This window comes from Serratia sp. AR11, assembly GCF_056376275.1.
Genome location: NZ_CM150739.1, coordinates 4477515 through 4490533, shown reverse-complemented (window position 1 = coordinate 4490533; position 13019 = coordinate 4477515). Strand labels below are relative to the sequence as shown.

The 13019-nt window shown below is 54.9% G+C and carries 11 protein-coding genes; 8 read left to right on the top strand and 3 right to left on the bottom strand.

Annotated features, from left to right (window positions below):
• The first annotated feature begins 35 nt into the window (after positions 1–35).
• From gcvH to ACSOSI_RS21180, 4 genes are all read left to right on the top strand, one after another.
• Positions 36–422 (top strand): glycine cleavage system protein GcvH, encoded by a 387-nt coding sequence (gcvH, locus tag ACSOSI_RS21195; RefSeq protein ID WP_017893873.1) that lies wholly within the window; start codon positions 36–38, stop codon positions 420–422.
• A gap of 92 nt (positions 423–514) precedes the next feature.
• Entirely contained in the window at positions 515–3394 is a 2880-nt protein-coding gene (gene gcvP / locus ACSOSI_RS21190; RefSeq protein ID WP_476706094.1) for an aminomethyl-transferring glycine dehydrogenase, read from the top strand.
• Positions 3395–3644: 250 nt separating this feature from the next.
• Positions 3645–6917: an autotransporter outer membrane beta-barrel domain-containing protein gene (locus ACSOSI_RS21185; RefSeq protein ID WP_476706093.1), complete on the top strand. Its 3273-nt coding sequence runs from the start codon at positions 3645–3647 to the stop codon at positions 6915–6917.
• Between the two features lie 117 nt (positions 6918–7034).
• Positions 7035–8000, top strand: coding sequence for a quinone oxidoreductase family protein (locus ACSOSI_RS21180; RefSeq protein WP_476707290.1), 966 nt, complete (start codon positions 7035–7037; stop codon positions 7998–8000).
• A gap of 99 nt (positions 8001–8099) precedes the next feature.
• Here ACSOSI_RS21180 and ACSOSI_RS21175 read toward each other — a convergent pair whose 3' ends face one another.
• Both ACSOSI_RS21175 and ACSOSI_RS21170 read right to left on the bottom strand, forming a co-directional pair.
• Positions 8100–9506, bottom strand: coding sequence for a sensor histidine kinase (locus ACSOSI_RS21175; protein WP_476706092.1), 1407 nt, complete (start codon positions 9504–9506; stop codon positions 8100–8102).
• The gene (locus ACSOSI_RS21170) at positions 9503–10171 is read right to left on the bottom strand and encodes a response regulator (protein ID WP_017893868.1); all 669 of its coding nucleotides are present in this window, start codon (positions 10169–10171) and stop codon (positions 9503–9505) included. The genes ACSOSI_RS21175 and ACSOSI_RS21170 overlap by 4 nt, the downstream gene beginning before the upstream one ends.
• A gap of 187 nt (positions 10172–10358) precedes the next feature.
• On the opposite strand from ACSOSI_RS21170, the gene ACSOSI_RS21165 reads away from it, so the two are divergent.
• The 4 genes from ACSOSI_RS21165 to ACSOSI_RS21150 all read left to right on the top strand — a co-directional run bounded on the left by ACSOSI_RS21165 (position 10359) and on the right by ACSOSI_RS21150 (position 12172).
• Positions 10359–10577, top strand: a complete 219-nt coding sequence (locus ACSOSI_RS21165) for a hypothetical protein (RefSeq protein ID WP_476706091.1) — start codon at positions 10359–10361, stop codon at positions 10575–10577.
• Between the two features lie 148 nt (positions 10578–10725).
• A complete protein-coding gene (locus ACSOSI_RS21160; RefSeq protein ID WP_112363189.1) occupies positions 10726–11472 on the top strand; it encodes an SDR family oxidoreductase in 747 nt (248 codons plus the stop codon).
• 96 nt (positions 11473–11568) lie between these two features.
• Entirely contained in the window at positions 11569–11877 is a 309-nt protein-coding gene (locus tag ACSOSI_RS21155; protein WP_476707289.1) for a BrnT family toxin, read from the top strand.
• Positions 11855–12172, top strand: a complete 318-nt coding sequence (locus ACSOSI_RS21150) for a BrnA antitoxin family protein (RefSeq protein ID WP_218217324.1) — start codon at positions 11855–11857, stop codon at positions 12170–12172. Before ACSOSI_RS21155 ends, ACSOSI_RS21150 begins: the two co-directional genes overlap by 23 nt.
• A 90-nt stretch (positions 12173–12262) precedes the next feature.
• On the opposite strand, the gene ACSOSI_RS21145 is transcribed toward ACSOSI_RS21150, so the two are convergent.
• Positions 12263–12940, bottom strand: coding sequence for a GntR family transcriptional regulator (locus tag ACSOSI_RS21145; protein ID WP_026142516.1), 678 nt, complete (start codon positions 12938–12940; stop codon positions 12263–12265).
• Positions 12941–13019: the final 79 nt, after the last annotated feature.

Sequence of the window (13019 nt, the reverse complement as noted above, 5' to 3'; positions counted from 1 at the left end):
ATTGATTCTTTATTTCTTCGAAGGAGTAGCTGGCGATGAGCAATGTGCCAACAGAATTGAAGTATGCATCTTCCCATGAGTGGGTTCGTTCAGAAGGTAACGGCGTTTACACCGTGGGCATCACCGAACACGCGCAGGAACTGCTGGGCGATATGGTATTTGTCGATCTGCCGGAAGTAGGCCGTACCGTTGCCGCCGGTGAAGACTGCGCCGTGGCGGAGTCCGTCAAGGCGGCATCTGACATTTACGCGCCAATCAGCGGCGAAATCGTTGCGGTAAACGGCGAACTGGAAGGCTCTCCGGAGCTGGTCAACAGCGGGCCATACGCTGAAGGCTTCCTGTTCCAGATTAAAGCCTCAGACGAAGGCGAACTGGCGAAGCTGCTGGACGCCACGGCTTATCAGGCTTCTATCGACGAGTAACCGTTGCAACGCCCCAGGCCTATTGGTCGGGGCGTTTTAGTTACAGAACAGGCTATGTCCCGTACCCCGTAAGCATTCAGGAATTTGTAGCAATGACTCAGACACTCAGCCAACTTGAACACAGCGAAGCGTTCATCGAACGTCATATCGGCTCTTCTGCGCAGCAACAGCAGCAGTTGCTGGAAGCGGTGGGCGCACGTTCGCTCAACGCGCTGATCCAACAGATTGTGCCGGCAGATATTCAACTGCCTGCGCCGCCGCCGGTGGGTGATGCGGCCACTGAACATCAGGCGCTGGCCGAACTGAAGGCGATTGCCTCGCAGAATCAGCGCTACAAATCCTATATCGGTATGGGCTACAGCGCAGTGCTGACGCCGCCGGTGATCCTGCGTAACATGCTGGAAAACCCGGGCTGGTATACCGCTTATACCCCTTATCAGCCGGAAGTGTCGCAGGGCCGTCTTGAGGCGCTGTTGAACTTCCAGACCGTAACTCTCGATCTCACCGGTCTGGATCTGGCATCCGCTTCATTGCTGGACGAAGCAACCGCGGCAGCCGAAGCGATGGCGTTGGCCAAACGCGCCAGCAAGCTGAAAGACGCCAACCGCTTCTTCGTGGCTGACGACGTACATCCGCAGACGCTGGACGTAGTACGTACCCGCGCCGCCACCTTCGGTTTTGAAGTGATTGTAGATAAAGCCGAGAAGGTGCTGGAACTGCAGGGCGTGTTTGGCGTGCTGCTGCAACAGGTTGGCACGACCGGTGAATTGCACGATTACAGCGCACTGCTGGCGGAACTGAAAAACCGTAAAATCGGCACCAGCGTGGCTGCCGACATTATGGCGTTGGTGCTGTTGACCGCACCGGGCAAACAGGGCGCCGACGTGGTGTTCGGCTCCGCACAGCGCTTTGGCGTGCCGATGGGCTACGGTGGCCCACACGCCGCCTTCTTCGCCTGCCGTGACGAATTCAAACGTTCGATGCCGGGCCGCATCATCGGTGTTTCCCGCGATGCCGCTGGTAACACCGCGCTGCGCATGGCGATGCAAACCCGTGAACAACATATCCGTCGTGAAAAAGCCAACTCGAATATCTGTACCTCGCAGGTGCTGCTGGCCAACATTGCCAGCCTGTACGCGGTGTACCATGGCCCACAGGGCCTGCAGCGCATTGCCGGGCGTATCCATCGCCTGACCGACATTCTGGCAGCCGGGCTGCAACAGGCCGGTCTGCAATTGCGCCACAAAACCTGGTTCGACACCCTGACGGTGGAAGTGAAAGACAAGGCCGCGGTACTGGAACGTGCGTTGAGCTTTGGTATCAACCTGCGTACCGACATTCACGGTGCGGTAGGTATCACGCTGGACGAAACCACCTCACGTGAAGACGTGCAGACTTTGTTCGTCCTGCTGGCGGGCGACAATCACGGTCTGGACATCGACGCGCTGGACGCGGCGGTGAGCAAAAATAGCCAGTCGATCCCGGCAGGCATGCAGCGTCAGGATCCGATCCTGACTCATCCGGTATTCAACAGCTACCACAGCGAAACCGAGATGATGCGTTATATGCACCGTCTGGAGCGCAAGGATCTGGCGCTTAACCAGGCGATGATCCCGCTCGGTTCTTGCACCATGAAGCTGAACGCCGCGGCGGAAATGATCCCGATTACCTGGCCTGAATTCTCCGAGCTGCACCCGTTCTGCCCGCCAGAGCAGGCTGCAGGCTATCAGCAGATGATCGGCCAGTTATCACAGTGGCTGGTGCAATTGACCGGTTACGACGCGGTTTGCATACAGCCGAACTCCGGCGCGCAGGGCGAATACGCCGGGCTGCTGGCGATCCGCCATTACCATGAAAGCCGTAACGAATCCGGCCGTCATATCTGCCTGATCCCAAGCTCCGCACACGGTACTAACCCGGCTTCTGCCCAAATGGCAGGAATGAGCGTGGTGGTGGTGGCCTGCGACAAGAACGGCAACATCGATCTGCACGATCTGCGCGTCAAGGCGGAGCAAGCGGGTGAAGCGCTGTCTTGTATCATGGTGACTTACCCGTCGACCCACGGCGTGTATGAAGAAACTATCCGTGAAGTGTGCCAAATCGTTCATCAGTTCGGCGGCCAGGTGTACCTCGACGGCGCCAACATGAATGCTCAGGTGGGCATCACTACGCCAGGTTATATCGGTGCGGATGTCTCACACCTTAACCTGCATAAAACCTTCTGTATCCCGCACGGCGGCGGCGGTCCAGGCATGGGGCCCATCGGCGTTAAAGCGCATTTGGCACCCTTCGTTCCAGGCCACAGCGTAGTGCAGATCGACGGTGTGCTCACTCAGCAGGGTGCGGTTTCCGCTGCGCCGTTCGGCAGCGCTTCTATTCTGCCAATCAGCTGGATGTATATCCGCATGATGGGCGCGGAAGGGCTGAAACAGGCGAGCCAGGTGGCAATTCTTAATGCCAACTACATTGCGACTCGCCTGAAGGACGCTTACCCGGTGCTGTATACCGGCCGCGATCACCGCGTGGCGCATGAATGCATTCTCGACATTCGTCCGATGAAAGAAGAGACCGGCATTAGCGAAATGGATATTGCCAAGCGCCTGATTGACTACGGTTTCCATGCGCCGACCATGTCGTTCCCGGTAGCGGGCACGCTGATGGTTGAACCTACCGAATCGGAAAGCAAAGTGGAGCTGGATCGCTTTATCGATGCGATGCTGGCTATCCGCAGCGAGATTGATCGGGTGGCAAAAGGTGAATGGCCGTTGGAAGACAACCCGCTGGTAAACGCGCCGCACATTCAGGCGGAACTGGTCAGCGACTGGCAGCATGCCTATAGTCGTGAGCTGGCTGTATTCCCTATCGCCGGTGTGCGTGAGAACAAATACTGGCCGAGCGTGAAGCGTCTGGATGATGTGTACGGCGACCGCAATTTGTTCTGTTCCTGCGTGCCGATGAGCGAATACGAATAAGCTCCTCTGTCAATGGGCTATCAAGAGGCAGCGCATCATGCGCTGCTTTTTTTTGCGCGAAACACCTAAGAGTATTCTTGTTTATATCTTTGATTAATTGCTATTTTTTTTATTTTTTATGCTATTTCCCGTCGTTTTTATTCAATCCGGGTTAAGACTCGGATCGGTTTACTTTCCGTTTAAACCCTGGTGATTAAATTGAACTCAGCAAAATATTTTGCAGGGAAGATAGACTCACAAGGAGTGCTCTATGAAAAGGTTGGCTATCGCAATCATGGCGGCTTTACCCTTCTGTGCCGCGCAGGCGGTTGAGAGTTATGAAGTCCGCAATCACAGTGGACAAACGGTATTTAAACTGAATTTTTACGCTCCCACCGACGGCAGCTATTTTACGGATGAGGATGGACCTCAGCGCTCATCCTGGACACTGGATGCCGGACAAAAGGCCCAGGTGATCAGTGCGGCGCAGCGCTGGGCCGATATCATTAAACCCAAGCCCGGCGAATTGCCCGGCATATTGAATATCGGCACCTTTAATGAAGAAAACGCGGCGGCGGCAAGCCCTGATGTCAGCGAAGATCCATTTAGTCTGACCCAACTTCAGGCGGTATTGCAAGGGCTGGCACCAGGGGAGCTAAACAGCGGCGCTCATGCTGCGGTGTATATCGGTAAATTGAACTTTACCCCGACCCAAGCCTCGCCAGCGCAGATCCCAACCGATCACCGTACCGATCTGGAAGTCACTATATTTCATGAGATTGCCCATGCGCTGGGAATAAGTAATGATGCTGAGGTAGTCGATGGCGTGACGCAATTTAGCCCGACGCAGGGCAGTTGGACATCACACCTGTTTGACGACAACGGTAATCCTGCTCAGCCGGATCAGGCCATTTTATGCAACGGTTGTGAGGGACCGGACGATCCTTCAGGTTTTGACGTGCGCAAAGATCAGGGCTATTTTGCCGGCAGTCACGTCAAAGAGGTGCTGGCCGGCGCTATGCCGGGAGTGCCTGTACGAATCCTCTTTGAGGATGGCAGTCTGGATGAGGATTACATGTCCCACAGTGAGCTGGATCGCAGCCTGATGAGCCATCAGAACTACCGCAACTACACCACTATGATGGAAGCCGAGCTGGCGATGCTGCAGGACATGGGGTACGACATCGATCGTCGTAATTTCTTTGGTCGCTCTGTGTACGGCAGTGGCCTGAATGTGGTTAACCAGCAGGGGTATTTGGCGCGCAATGCCGCAGGCACTGCGTATCTTGACGGTCAGGCCAATACCGCCGCCCGCGGTGTCGGGTTGCACATATACGGCAGTAATAACCGGATAGAGCAACATGGTGACTTACTGGCTGACGGCGTTGCCGCCGCCGGTATTCGGATTGACGGTGCGGGCAATACGCTGACCATCGCACCGGGTACCCGGGTGCAGGCCAACGGTGACTACGGCACCGGCTTATTGGTGGCCTACGGCGATAACCACAGGATTATCCAGCGCGGCAGCCTGGAGGCGACCGGCAAAGAAGGCGTGGCCGCCCGGTTGGATTTTGGCAACAACCTGCTGGGCAATGAGAGTGAATATCGGGGTTCATATATTTGGCTGGTGGACGGCACCGATCAGTCCGAAGACATGGCAGGACCATTGGTGTCCAACTTCGATATCACCGGCTCGTTAAAGGGGGCCAAAGCGGCTATTTACCAGTCGGTGAATGCGCTGGCCGGAGCAATCAACGTGATGCGCGGCGCCGATATTCAGGGTGATATTATTTCTGATTATGCGCAATGGGACGAAAATAATCAGGCGCGGCTCACCCGCTTAACCTTCGGTCTGCAACCGGATGCGTTGGGGCAGGTGACCGCTGCGGCGGATAGTGGTTTTGATTTCACCTATAACGGCAATATTCGCGGCAAGGATAATCTGGCGCTGGTGGCGGAAGGGGGCAAAACCACCCTGAACGGCGAGCATCAGGTGTATAGCGTGGACATTGAGCCGGGGGCCCAGTTGGCAGGCAATAGCCGTTATGCGCTGTCGGATGCCGGGTTGTTCACCAATAACGGCTTGCTGACTACCGGTTCGCCTTTTGGCCAGGTTGTTATCATTGGTGATTACCAGCAGGGGCCACAGGGGCGTTTGCAACTGATGTTCGACAGCCTGGGGCGCGGAGATCAGGTGTCAATCAGTGGCACATCCAGTCTGGGCGGTGCCCTGACGCTGATGCCGGTAAAAGGCTGGTATGCCTCAGACTGGCAGTTGAACAGCGCTTCGCTGCTGCAACTGGGACAGGTCAGCGGCGAGTTCGATCAAGTCAGCGTACAGACGCAATCACCGACGCTGAGTTTCAGTACAGCGCCGTTGGCGGGCGGAGAATATCAAATCAGTGCGACCCGTGGTGCATCGGCCTACAGCCAGTATGCGCAGAGCGCAAATGAGCGAAATGTCGGGCTGGCGTTGGCCCGTGCGGCGGTGACGGCGGGTAATGATATGCGGCCGTTACTGACTGCGCTGGATTTTTCCACCCCTGATGGCAAGCAGGTGAGCGGCGCTTTGGCACAGTTGGAACCGTCGGCCTATAACAGCCTGATCCAGGCCTCTTTTGATCGTGAGCGTCAGTTAACCCGTGCGTTGACGGCACCGGAACGCAATCTGACGTTGGCTCCAATGGGCGACGAGCAGGATTGGATCAGTTTTGCCCTGCCTTACGGCGGTGGCACCTGGCAGCGTAATGCGGGCAATATCACCGGTTACAACGCCTCGCGTTATGGCGTGTTGTTCGGCGCGGAGAAACGCAATGTCCTGGTGCCGGGGCTGACAACCGGTTTCCACGCGGCGGTCGGTGGGCAAACGGTCAATGCCAAAAGCGCCGATCGGGCGCGGGCACACAGCACGTCATTTGATGTCGGTCTGCAGTTCAGCTTCGCGCAGGATCCCATGGCCGGGCCGTTTGCCTATGGCCTGGGGCGTGTAGGCGCGGAGGATAATCATATGAAGCGTCAATTTGATATTGCCGGTGTCAGTGGCACCAGCAAGAGCGACTGGACGTCGTGGAATGGTTCATTAGCCCTGGGCGGCGGCTATCATTTTGCGTTAACCGAGTCGTTTAGCTTCGGCCCGTTGGCGGTACTGGATTATACCGCCAGCAAGCATCGTACAATTAAAGAGTCCGGGTCGGGTACCTTGCCGATGCAGATTAAAGGGCATTATGCCGATTCACTGCAAAGCACGCTGGGTGTAGAAGCGTTGTACCAGGGGCCACAGGCTTTGTCCGCCACCCTGCGCCTTGGCTGGCAGCATGAGCTGCTGAGCAACAATGTCACTCAGCGTGCTCAATTCGTCGGTTATGACGCCTCCGCTTTTGATAGCAAGAGCACGTTGGCCGGTCGTGATGGATTGGCCGCGCAGGCGGGTGTGCAATATCAGCTTACTAAAGATGTTTCCGTCGGGGCCGGCCTTTCCAGCGAGCTGTTCCGTCAAGGCAGCAATTCGTTAGAGGGCAATCTGTCCGTGACCTGGCGGTTCTGATTTTAGGCAATATCAATAACACGTTCGGCAAAGCGTGCTATCAAGGGACACTGCATTATGCAGTGTCCTTTTCTATTGTCGCCGCAGGGTACCCGAACGATATATGGAGCAATAATGATGAGAGCTGCAATTGTCAACGTGTTAGGTCAAGCGCCGGTGGCGGGTAATGTGGATGAGCCGGTAGCCAGGGAAGGGGAGACGCTGATCGAGGTGAGCGTAGCCGGTATCAAACAACTGGATCGCGCCATGGTGGCGGGAACCCATTACTCCAGCCCGAAGGCGTTGCCGATCGTGCCCGGAACCGATGGTGTTGGTTATACACCGGACGGCCAGCGGGTTTACTTCGCCTCTTTCCGACAGCCGCACGGTGCTCTGGCTGAGCGTACCGTCGCTTCCTGGACCGTGCCGGTACCGGCTGGTGTGGATGATGCTACCGCCGCCGCCTTGATCAACCCGGCATTCGCTGCCTGGCTGCCGCTGCACTGGCGTGCCGAGCTTCAGGCGGGTGAAACGGTACTGATTATTGGCGCGACCGGCACCTCGGGCAAGCTGGCGGTGGCGGCGGCTCGTCAGGCGGGCGCAGGGCGCATTGTTGCAGCAGGCCGTCGGCAGAGCGTGCTGGATACGTTGGATGTCGATGCAACGGTGGATCTCAGTCTGGAAGGGGATGCGCTAACCCAGGCTTTCGCTGCTGCCGCAGGGCCGAACGGATATCAGGTGATAGTCGATTACATCTGGGGTACGGCGACCGAAGCGCTGCTGGCCACGCTGAACAACCACGACCTGTCTTCCTACGCCGGTGGGCGCGGTATTCGCTTGGTCAATGTTGGGTCGATGGCCGGGCCAGACATTCGCTTGCCGGCGGCAGTATTGCGCAGTAACCAACTGCAGATTATGGGTAGCGGCACCGGCAATTTCCCACTGGCGGCTGAGATGCAGAGATATGCCAGTGAAATCCTGGCGTTAGCGGCCACCGGGCAGATTTCGGTCGAGACTCAGGAGCATGGCTTATCCGAGATCGCGGAAGTGTGGGATCTGAACAAGAAAAGCGATGTCCGCTCGGTGATCCGCATTGCCGGATAGCTATTTTTATATTTATGGGCAAACCGCAGTTTGCCCATTTGTTTGCCACAGCAAATCAAGCGGATGCCGTTACAGTAAAATTGGCTGGGCGATGTTGGCTTAACTCTCCGATGACGCCAGATAGTTCTCCGGTAGATCAATAACAAACCCGATGCCGCGTTCATCAAGCCCTTCGGCCACCCGCAGTTGCGCACCGACTTTATCCGCCAGATTTTTGGCAATCGCCAACCCCAGACCGCTGCCGACCTGCAGAGTACCTGGCACGCGATAAAAACGTTCGAATAACCGTTTGTGGTATTCAGGGTTAATACCGGGACCATTGTCTCGCACAGTAATATAGCAACCCAGTGGCGATAGCGAACGGATGTTGACTTCGATTCGGCCACCGTCAGGCGCGTATTTGATGGCATTTTCCAACAGGTTGGTAAAAATGGTAATCAGCGAGTGACGATCGGTATCAATCATCACATTTTCACTGCCATCCAGCGAGAGTTCGACGTTCTTCTCCAGCGCATAGGGCACGTGCTGGGCAATGCATTTGCCGATTTCCGCGTGGATATTCACCGTTTCAATCTTCAGTGGGAAGTCTTCCGATTCCAGTTTGGCCAGATCAATCAGTTGGCGCGAAAGCGATGCGGCGCGATCCAACCCATGCTGCATGTCTTCAATGATTTCCTGACGTTCGGTTTTATCCGCCACCTGGGTCAACAGGTGCAGCTGTGCCAGTACGGCGGCGATCGGGGTGCGCAGCTCATGCGCCGCATCGGCCATAAAACGCTTTTCACGTTGGTTGGCAGCATCGATGCGCGACATCAGCTTATTGATTTCCAAAACGATTGGCCGGATTTCTTGATATTGTTCGGCCGCATTGATCGGCGACAGAGTACCGGGCTTGCGGTCAGAGATCATTCTGGCAATTTGCCGCAGAGGCCGCAGGCTGAGATAAGCGGTAAACAGTAAAGTGACAATGATGGCTGCCAGGGTGACCAACAGCGGGATCGCGGTGCTTTCCGCCGGATTGCCGAAAATAGTGGTGCGGTTGTCAAAGGATTCGCCGACGATCACCCTAAATTGCTGTTTATCGCTCCAACTGCCGGCAATATGCCACTTCACATTGGCGTAGCTGATGGTGCCGGACAGCACCGACGGCGGCAGGAACAGCGGTTTTTCCTGTGACGGTGAGGCGTAAAGCATCTGGTTGTTGCTATCGTAAACCACAAATAGCGGGCGATAGTCTATTTCATCCTGCATGCCGTTTTTGATCGAGTCGATATACATGACTTCGATATCTTTAATCACCTCAAGATAACTGCGGTTGGTAACATCTGTCTTATCAAGAATATTGGCGATACCCCGGGCGACAATGCGTTGCTGATTATCTAAATACTTTTCCGCATCGGGATAATATGAGTATTTTACCCAACCAATCAATGCGCCCCAGAGCAATAATATAGCTAAAACCTGGAAAATAATGGTGCGCATAAAAAAGGATTTAAAACTTATCATCCCAGAGTCTCTTTTTTTAATAAATAACCGATGCCACGCACGGTGATAATTTTTTCCTTGCCAATCTTGCGCCGCAAGTTATGCATATGCACCTCCAGAGAATTACTTTCCACGCTGTCGCCATGGCCGAACAGACTCTGCTCCAGTGCGGTTTTACGCACCACGGTGCCGGCGCAGCGCATTAGTTCATGCAGCAGCCGATACTCCTTTTTCGATAACAGCAGAAGTTCGTCATCCAGCGTCACCTGGTGATTAATTGGGTCCAGATACAGATTGCCCAGGCTCCAGGTTTGGGAGGCAAACCCGGCCATGCGGCGGTTCACCGCCTTCACGCGGGATATCAACTCAGGCAAGGCGAAAGGTTTGGCCAGAAAGTCGTCCGCGCCGGAGTCCAGGCTATTGACCAGGCTTTCGATACGGTCGCGGGCGGTCAGAATAATGATCGGGATATTTTGTCCGGCGGCCCGCCACTCGACCAGTTTTTTTAATCCATCCCCGTCTGGCAGGGTCAGGTCTAACAGCATTAAATCGAAACTGCCCTGTGAGAGCCTGGTTTGAGCATCATGCACCAGCCGCACCCAGCATAGCTCAAAACCCGCCAGTTCTAGTGCCCGGCACAGGGCCTTGCCCAATTGCAGATCGTCTTCCACTAACAATATGTTCACGGGGTATCCGGTTTATGTCACGACGCTGGCGGCTATATAACTACAACCCTCATGGGAAGACAACGGCGTCATCCTTTTTGCACCATCGTTCTTAAGCAAACCTTAATCTGGGATTAATTTGGCGTTAAGGGAGCGTCGATATATTTCGAGTACGCTGATTCCTGCACAAATCATCAGGGTAGGAAAAATGCGTGTCGACAACTTTTCAATGGCGGTTACCTGTACAGGCACAATTTTATTGTTGGTATTGGTCATACTGCCTTCCGACGTTGGCGCGCAAAGGGGTAATCATCCCGTCCAGATTTCTTCTCCCTTGCCGCATATTCAGCATGCGCAGTCCCTGATTTTTTATAAAAGCTTAAAGCCACGGATTAAAAAACAGCTGCGTCGTTTGGTGCAGTTATAAGGTTTATTTTAATAAGGGCAACAAGTGGAAAAATACCCTTGGATATTCTGCAGCATGGATATCTATACTCTGTTGAAGAAGGTGGCTGAGGTAGCTTTGCTGAGCGCCAGTTACCGGTTATGACTTCCCAATCAAAGAAAGGAACAACATGACTAAAGTTGCATTGGTCACCGGTGCCAGTCGGGGTATTGGCCGCGCTACGGCGCTACTGCTGGCACGTCAGGGTTACGCGGTAGGCGTTAACTATCTGCAAAATGAAGCTGCGGCGCAACAGGTGGTCGCGGAGATAGAATCACTGGGCGGCCGGGCGCTGGCGCTGCGTGCCGATATTGGCGATGAAAGCCAGGTACAGGCGATGTTTAGCCAACTGGATGCGACCCTCGGGCCTATTGATGCTCTGGTCAACAATGCCGGTATTCTGTTTCAGCAGTCGAGCATTGAGCAACTGACCGCCGAGCGCATCAACAAGGTGCTGAGCACCAACGTTACCGGTTATTTTCTCTGTTGCCGCGAGACGGTGAAGCGCATGGCGCATCGTCATGGCGGCCAGGGCGGGGCGATCGTCAATGTTTCTTCCGCTGCAGCACGCTTAGGCGCACCGGGCGAATACATTGACTATGCCGCCTCTAAAGGGGCGGTGGACACGCTAACTACCGGACTGGCGTTGGAGGTGGCGGCGCAGGGCATTCGCGTCAACGCGGTGCGGCCGGGGCTTATTTATACCGAAATGCATGCCAGCGGCGGCGAGCCTGGGCGCGTTGATCGGGTAAAAAGCAGCCTGCCGATGCAACGCGGCGGTACCCCGGAAGAGGTGGCAGAAATCATCGCCTGGCTGCTGTCCGATGCCGCTTCTTACGTCACCGGCAGCTTTATCGAGGCTGCCGGCGGTCGTTGATGGCTCATTAGCCACAGTTCCGCGAGTATCCTTTTGACTTCAGGTATTATTGGGTGTAATTTTTGTTCAAATAACAACCAATTTGTAGTTACAAAAATGTATGTTTCTTTTGAATGGAGTCAAAGAAAAAGCCAAAGTAATCTGGCGAAACATCACATAAGCTTTGAGCTGGCGCAGCATGTTTTTTCGGACCCAAACCAGCTAGCCGTGATTGAGCGCATTGATGGTGGCGAAGAGCGCTGGCAAACCATTGGCATGGTCGGTGGTTGCCTGATATTGCTGGTGGCGCATACCACGCGAGAGGTTGATGTGGACGGTGACGGTATAGCGATTATCCGTATCATTTCAGCCCGCAAAGCGGATGTTAAAGAAAGGGGAAAATATGAAGCGAAAAAATTTGGTTAGGAATGTGCCACATAGCGTGCTTCCTCCCCTGACGGAGGTGCAAAAAGCGCAAATAGCTTCATTGAGTGCTATGCCAGACGTCGACATTGACTACAGTGATGCGCCCACACTTAGCGATGAGAAGTGGGGGACTGCGTTACAAGGAAGGTTCTACAAACCGATGAAGGTATCAAAAACCGTCAGGATCGATGCTGATATTCTGGAGTGGCTTCAGAGGCCGGGTAAAGGTTACCAGAAACGTTTGAACGCGGTCTTGCGTGCAGCGATGCTGAAAGGCCAAGAGCTCGAAGAGTAAAACTCCTCACCTGCCAGTATTTATCCTGCAGTTTAAAACCCGGTAGCTTTAGACTCACCGGGTTTTTGCTTTGGCGTTATCTCTACCCAATCAGCCCTCATGCAGCAGCGCACTGCGGAAAGACAGAATGTGCGCCTCTGCTGCATTGGCGGCTGCGTCGTCATCCTGTGCGGCCAGTGCAGCGATAATGGCTCGATGTTCTTCGATCACCTCTCGCATATGACCTTCGCGTGACAGCGTACTGGCCCAAAAGCGTTGCGCCCTGGCATGCAGCACGCTCAGGATGTCCGCCAGCATATTATTCCCGGCGATCTGCGCCAGCTGCTGGTGGAACTGGTGGTCCAGCGTCATCATCTGCACCCGGTCACGGCGCTGGCTGGCGGCTTCAATTTGTTGATTGAGGGCCGTCAGTGCGGCGACTTGTGGTTCGGTAATTCGCTTGCTTGCCAGCCGCATACACAGCATTTCATTGGCCAGTCGGACTTCAATCAGTTCCAGTGCGTCATCCATCGACAGCGGCGAAACCATCACTCCTTTACGCGGGATCACCTGTAACAACCCTTCATTGGCCAGCCGGTGGATTGCCTGATTGATAGGCGTTCTGCCCATATCCAGCTCACTCATTACCTGCGCGGTATTGAGATATTCACCAGGCTTATAACTCAACGTCACCAATGCCTGCTTAAAGCGCCGATAGGCCAGTTCATTCAGTGACATTCCGGCTTCCTCTGCCGTCGGGAGTTCCTGGCTCTCTGCGTCAAGGCTCATCACGTTCTGCTCCTGCAAGAAGAAAGTTTTTAGACATAGTACACAAAAACATGGCATGGAAATCGCTTATTTGGTAGCT

What these genes read in the sequence shown, in the direction of transcription:
- ACSOSI_RS21165 (WP_476706091.1), top strand. Translation starts at nt 10,359, where the DNA reads ATGCGTGTCGACAACTTTTCAATGGCGGTTACCTGTACAGGCACAATT.
- gcvH (WP_017893873.1), top strand. Translation starts at nt 36, where the DNA reads ATGAGCAATGTGCCAACAGAATTGAAGTATGCATCTTCCCATGAGTGG.
- ACSOSI_RS21160 (WP_112363189.1), top strand. Translation starts at nt 10,726, where the DNA reads ATGACTAAAGTTGCATTGGTCACCGGTGCCAGTCGGGGTATTGGCCGC.
- ACSOSI_RS21185 (WP_476706093.1), top strand. Translation starts at nt 3,645, where the DNA reads ATGAAAAGGTTGGCTATCGCAATCATGGCGGCTTTACCCTTCTGTGCC.
- ACSOSI_RS21150 (WP_218217324.1), top strand. Translation starts at nt 11,855, where the DNA reads ATGAAGCGAAAAAATTTGGTTAGGAATGTGCCACATAGCGTGCTTCCT.
- ACSOSI_RS21175 (WP_476706092.1), bottom strand. Translation starts at nt 9,506, where the DNA reads ATGATAAGTTTTAAATCCTTTTTTATGCGCACCATTATTTTCCAGGTT.
- ACSOSI_RS21145 (WP_026142516.1), bottom strand. Translation starts at nt 12,940, where the DNA reads ATGAGCCTTGACGCAGAGAGCCAGGAACTCCCGACGGCAGAGGAAGCC.
- gcvP (WP_476706094.1), top strand. Translation starts at nt 515, where the DNA reads ATGACTCAGACACTCAGCCAACTTGAACACAGCGAAGCGTTCATCGAA.
- ACSOSI_RS21155 (WP_476707289.1), top strand. Translation starts at nt 11,569, where the DNA reads ATGTATGTTTCTTTTGAATGGAGTCAAAGAAAAAGCCAAAGTAATCTG.
- ACSOSI_RS21180 (WP_476707290.1), top strand. Translation starts at nt 7,035, where the DNA reads ATGAGAGCTGCAATTGTCAACGTGTTAGGTCAAGCGCCGGTGGCGGGT.